The organism is Achromobacter sp. 2789STDY5608615 (genome assembly GCF_001298995.1).
Classification (GTDB): domain Bacteria; phylum Pseudomonadota; class Gammaproteobacteria; order Burkholderiales; family Burkholderiaceae_B; genus Achromobacter; species Achromobacter insuavis.
In genome coordinates, this window is record NZ_CYTY01000028.1 from 23,949 (window position 1) to 28,836 (window position 4,888).

Annotated in this window: 5 protein-coding genes; 3 read left to right on the forward strand and 2 right to left on the reverse strand. The window is 68.0% G+C overall.

Annotation, left to right across the window (positions count from 1 at the left end; translation table 11 throughout):
• Both AOZ49_RS21820 and AOZ49_RS21825 read right to left on the reverse strand, forming a co-directional pair.
• Positions 1 to 718 (reverse strand): SPFH domain-containing protein (locus tag AOZ49_RS21820; RefSeq protein WP_054477728.1); only part of this gene is annotated, 718 nt, incomplete at its 3' end.
• A gap of 44 nt (positions 719 to 762) precedes the next feature.
• Entirely contained in the window at positions 763 to 1,149 is a 387-nt protein-coding gene (locus AOZ49_RS21825; protein WP_006390571.1) for a DUF350 domain-containing protein, read from the reverse strand.
• Positions 1,150 to 1,247: 98 nt separating this feature from the next.
• On the opposite strand from AOZ49_RS21825, the gene AOZ49_RS21830 reads away from it, so the two are divergent.
• The 3 genes from AOZ49_RS21830 to AOZ49_RS32665 all read left to right on the forward strand — a co-directional run.
• Positions 1,248 to 2,759: a polyamine aminopropyltransferase gene (locus AOZ49_RS21830; protein ID WP_054431666.1), complete on the forward strand. Its 1,512-nt coding sequence runs from the start codon at positions 1,248 to 1,250 to the stop codon at positions 2,757 to 2,759.
• Positions 2,759 to 4,396 carry an NAD(P)-binding protein gene (locus tag AOZ49_RS21835; RefSeq protein WP_054477730.1) on the forward strand — a complete coding sequence of 546 codons (1,638 nt, stop codon included), beginning with the start codon at positions 2,759 to 2,761 and terminating at the stop codon, positions 4,394 to 4,396. Before AOZ49_RS21830 ends, AOZ49_RS21835 begins: the two co-directional genes overlap by 1 nt.
• 146 nt (positions 4,397 to 4,542) lie before the next feature.
• The coding region (locus tag AOZ49_RS32665) for an FAD-dependent oxidoreductase (protein WP_156355718.1) at positions 4,543 to 4,888 on the forward strand (346 nt) is incomplete at its 3' end.

Consider the following 4,888-nt stretch of genomic DNA (forward strand, 5'->3'; position numbering starts at 1 on the left):
GGTCGCCGGCCATGCCCATCGAGATCCGCGTGTCCAGCGCCTTCTGCAGTTCTTCCGGCAGCGACACGTTCTCGACCGTGAAGTTGTCGAGCTTGACGCCATAGCGGTCGAACACCGGGCCGAGCTGCTCGCCGATGCTCTGCGACATCAGACCCTGGTTGCCGGCGATGTCCAGGAACGGCACCTTTGAGCCGCCGAGCGCGGTGGTCATGGCCGCGACCACCATGTTGCGCAGCTGCGCTTCCAGGTCGTCGACGGTGTAGACGTCGCGCGTGCCGCTGATCTCGCGGTAGAACTTGGCCGGATCGGTGATCTGGTACGAATACACGCCGAAGGCGCGCAGCCGCACCATGCCGAATTCGCTGTCGCGCAGCGTCACCGGCTGGGCCGTGCCCCAGCGCCGGCCCAGCTGCAGGCGGGTGCTGAAGAAGATCACGTCCGACTTGAAGGGCGATTCGAACAGCTTGTCCCAGTTCTTCAGGTACGTCAGCACCGGCAGGGTCTGGGTGGTCAGCTTGTACATGCCGGGGCCGAACACGTCGGCCACCTTGCCTTCGTTGACGAACACCGCCATCTGCGACTCGCGCACGGTCAGGCTGGCGCCGTACTGGATTTCGAAATCCTGCATCGGATGACGCCAGGCCAGCACGCCGTCGCCGTCCTCGTTCCATTGCAGGATGTCGATAAACTGCTTGCGGATAAATGAACCGAGACTCATGGCTAGTTCTCCTGTGTCAGATACGAATCAACGCGCCCGTCGGCTCAGGTGAGGCAGGCGGCGTTGACCACGCCGGCGGCCAGCGAGATCGATCCGATCAGGCCGCCCATGGCGATGTTGTTTTCCTCGATGGCTTCGTTCAGGCCGCGGATGGCGCGCGCCACCACGGCATAGACCACCAGTTGCACCACCATGGCGGCCACGCCCCAGACCAGGAACATGACGAAGCTGGCATGGATGGCGATGCTGGAGCAGAGGGTGAAGGAAAAGCCCACCAGCGCGCCGCCGTACGACAGCACCGCGGCGATATTGCCCTGGCGGATCAGCTCGAATTCCTTGTAGCGCGTCACCGTGGTGTAGACCGCGGTGAAAATGCCCAGCATCACCAACGCCGAGACGATGTAGATCAGATAGGTCACGGCCGGATGCATTGCTTCTCCCATATTCGCCCCCTTCAGGCCCCTAATTGCGCGCAGTATATACGGCGCTTTCGATATACTGCGAACGCATTTTCAGCGTCGGAACCCCCATGCGCGACCGCGTCCTCATCCTGTCGGTATTGATCGTCGCGTCCTGCGGCCTGGGCTATGAGCTCATCAGCAGCGCGCTCGCCAGCTATCTGCTGGGCGATTCCATTCTCCAGTTCTCGTCCGTCATCGGCTGCTATCTGTTCGCGATGGGCATCGGATCGTGGTTGTCAAAATATGTAAAAGACGACGACGTTTTGAATCGGTTCATCGATGTCGAGCTGGCCGTCGCATTATTGGGCGGGGTTTCCGCCGCCGTCCTGTTCCTGGTTTTCGCCTGGCTGTCGGCGCCCTTCCGCGCGGCGCTGTATGTCGGCGTATTCATCATCGGATTGATGGTGGGCATGGAGATCCCGCTGGTGATGCGGGTGTTCAACCAGCGCAAGGCCGAGTTCCGCGAGATCGTCAGCCGCGTGCTGACCTTCGATTACCTCGGCGCGCTGGCCGTGTCGCTGATCTTTCCGCTGCTGCTGGCGCCCAAGCTGGGCCTGCTGCGCACCGGCTTCCTGTTCGGCATGCTCAACGCCAGCGTGGCGCTGTGGACCACCTGGCTGTTCCGCCACGAGATCCGGCGGCCGGCGGAACGGGCCGTGCGCGGCGGCGTGGTGCTGGGCCTGCTGGCGCTGGGCTTCCTGTTTTCCGGCCAGATGACGGCCTGGGCCGAGAAAGGCCTGTACGGCGACGACGTGGTGCACGCCGAGACCACGCCCTACCAGCGCCTGATCGTGACGCGCTGGCATGACGACCTGCGGCTGTACATCAACGGCAACCTGCAATTCTCGTCGCGCGACGAACACCGCTATCACGAGTCGCTGGTGATCCCGGGCCTGCAGGCCCTGCCGTGGGCCCGCAACGTATTGGTGCTGGGCGGCGGCGACGGCCTGGCGGTGCGCGAGATCCTCAAGTACAAGCAGGTCGAGCACGTCACGCTGGTCGACCTGGATCCGGCCATGACCGGCCTGTTCTCGCGCTCCGAACCGCTGACGAAACTGAACCAGGGCTCGCTGACCGATCCGCGCGTCACCGTCATCAACGACGACGCCGGGCGCTGGCTCGAAAGCCACGCCGAGGTCTACGACTTCATCGTGGTCGACTTTCCGGATCCGTCCAACTTCGGTCTGGGCCGGCTGTACTCGGTGCCGGTCTACCACCTGATGGCGCGGCACCTGGCCGAGAACGGCTACATGGTGATCCAGTCGACCTCGCCCTACTTCGCGCCGCGCTCGTTCTGGAGCGTGGACGCCACGCTCAAGGAAGCCGGCCTGAACACCTGGCCGTACCACGCCTACGTGCCCTCGTTCGGCGACTGGGGCTTCATCCTGGCCGGCAAGCGCCGCGACTACACGCCGCCGGATGCCGTCACCGTGCCCACCCGCTACCTCGACCCGGCCACGCTACGCGAGCTGTTCCACTTTCCCGCCGACATGCCGGCGCTGGCCATGCCGCCGAACCGCCTGAACGAACAGTCGCTCGTGCGCTACTTCGACGAGGACTGGCGCAGGGTCATCCGCTGATGCGCCGCCGCACCTTCCTGCTGGGCGCGGCCACCGCCGCCGTCGCGGGCACGGCGGGCTACTACCGTTCGCGCGTGATCGAGACCACGCCGGAGGTGCGCTATCCCGGCATGCAGGCCGGCCACGCGCTGCGCGACGGCGCGGCCTTGCCGCCGTCCTCGAGCAGCCGCCGCTGCCAGGTGGCGATCCTGGGGTCCGGCGTGGCCGGGCTGTCGTGCGCCTGGAAACTGGCGCGCGAGGGCTTTACCGATTTCGTCGTGGTCGAGGGCCCCGAGTACGGCGGCAACGCCGCCGCCGGCGCGCGCGACGGCCTGGACTATCCGCTCGGCGCGCACTACCTGCCGCTGCCGTCGATGCAGTCCACCCATGTGCGCGAGATGCTGGGCGACTTCGGCATCGCCGAACGCGACGCCTTCGGCGAGCGGCCCTATTACGACGAAGCCCTCCTGGCGCACTCGCCGCAGGAACGCCTGCTGCGCGACGGCCGCTGGGAAGACGGCCTCTTGCCGATGCACGGGCTGCCCGAGGCCGATATCGAACAGCATCGCCAGTTCCTGGCGCTGGTCGACCGGCTGCACGGCGCGACCGGCAACGACGGCCGCAAGGTCTTCTGCATCCCGATCGCGCTGTCCTCGCGCGACCCGGCCTGGCGCGCGCTGGACGCGCTGACCTTCAAGCAATGGCTGGAGCGCGAGGGCTACACCTCGCCCGCGCTGCACTGGTACCTGAACTACTGCTGCCGCGACGACTACGGCGCACCGTACGACCGGGTCTCGGCCTGGGCCGGCCTGCACTACTTCGCCAGCCGCGACGGCCATGCCGCCAACGCCAACGAAGGCGCGGTGCTGACCTGGCCGGGCGGCCTGGCGCCGCTGGCGCAGCGCTTGCGCGACGCCATCAGCACGCGCCTGGGCCACGGCGGCTGGCTGCTGCCCGGCATCGCCGCGCGGCTGCGCGAAAGCGCCGCCGGCCCGCGCATCGATTGCCTCGCCCCGGGCGCGGCCGCCAGCGTCTACACACTGGAGGCGCAACGCGCGGTCTGCGCCATGCCCTTGTTCGTGGCGCAGCGCATCCTGCCGGACATCCGCGCCTACGGCTACGATCCGGCCACGCACGCCTCGCCGCACGCGCCGTGGCTGGTGTCGAACTTCGTCATGGATGGCTATCCGCGCGAGGCGCCGGGCGAGCCGCTGTCGTGGGACAACGTGGTCTACCAGGGCCAGGCCCTGGGCTACGTGGTCTCGACCCACCAGCTGCTGCGCGTGGCGCGCTCGCCGCGCACGGTGTTCACCGCCTACCACGCGCTCAGCAGCCAGACGCCGCAGGCCGCGCGCCAATGGCTGGCCGACGCCCGCCCCGAGGCGCTGCGCGACGAGGCCGCCGCCGACCTGGTCGCCGCCTATGGCGACGAGCTCTGGCGCCGCGCCCGCCAGCTGGAGATCACGGTGCGCGGCCATGCCATGGCCTCGCCCTATTGCGGCTACCTGTCGAACGCCGGCCTGGCGGCGTTGCGCGAAGTCGACGGACCGGTGCTGTTCGCCCATGCCGACCTGTCCGGCTACTCGGTGTTCGAAGAGGCCGCATGGTGGGGCGTGGTGGCGGCCGGCCGCATCCTGGGGCAGCGGCCGCCGGCCTGACCGGCGACGGCACACCCGCCTGGCGGCCGCCCGGCGCGGTGCCGCAATCATGGATTGCCCGCTCTCGCTGGCGCCTGCCCGCTGCCCTACAATCGGCCGCTTACCCCCCCCTTGATTCCGTACCGACTCAAGCAGCGACAGCGACGATGGGAAAGCAAGTCATAGTGCTCGGCGCCGGCATCGTCGGCGTCTGCTGCGCGCTGGAACTGCAGCGGCGCGGCATGGACGTCACCCTGGTCGACCGCCAGGATCCCGGCCAGGAAACCTCATCCGGCAATGCCGGCGTCCTGGCCCGCAGCTCCCTCATGCCCTTCAACCATCCCGGCCTGTGGCGCCAGCTGCCCCGGCTGCTGCGCAATGACGCCGTCCAATTCCGCTACCGCGCCGCGTACCTGGCCCGCAACCTGGGCTGGGCGGCGGGCTTCCTGGCGCGCGCCCGGCCATCGGTGTTCCGCGAGACCACGGCGGCGCTCGACGGCCTGATCCGGCGCT

Coding starts and splice junctions, on each gene's coding strand:
- AOZ49_RS21825 (WP_006390571.1), bottom strand. CDS start 1,149: ATGCATCCGGCCGTGACCTATCTGATCTACATCGTCTCGGCGTTGGTG.
- AOZ49_RS21830 (WP_054431666.1), top strand. CDS start 1,248: ATGCGCGACCGCGTCCTCATCCTGTCGGTATTGATCGTCGCGTCCTGC.
- AOZ49_RS21835 (WP_054477730.1), top strand. CDS start 2,759: ATGCGCCGCCGCACCTTCCTGCTGGGCGCGGCCACCGCCGCCGTCGCG.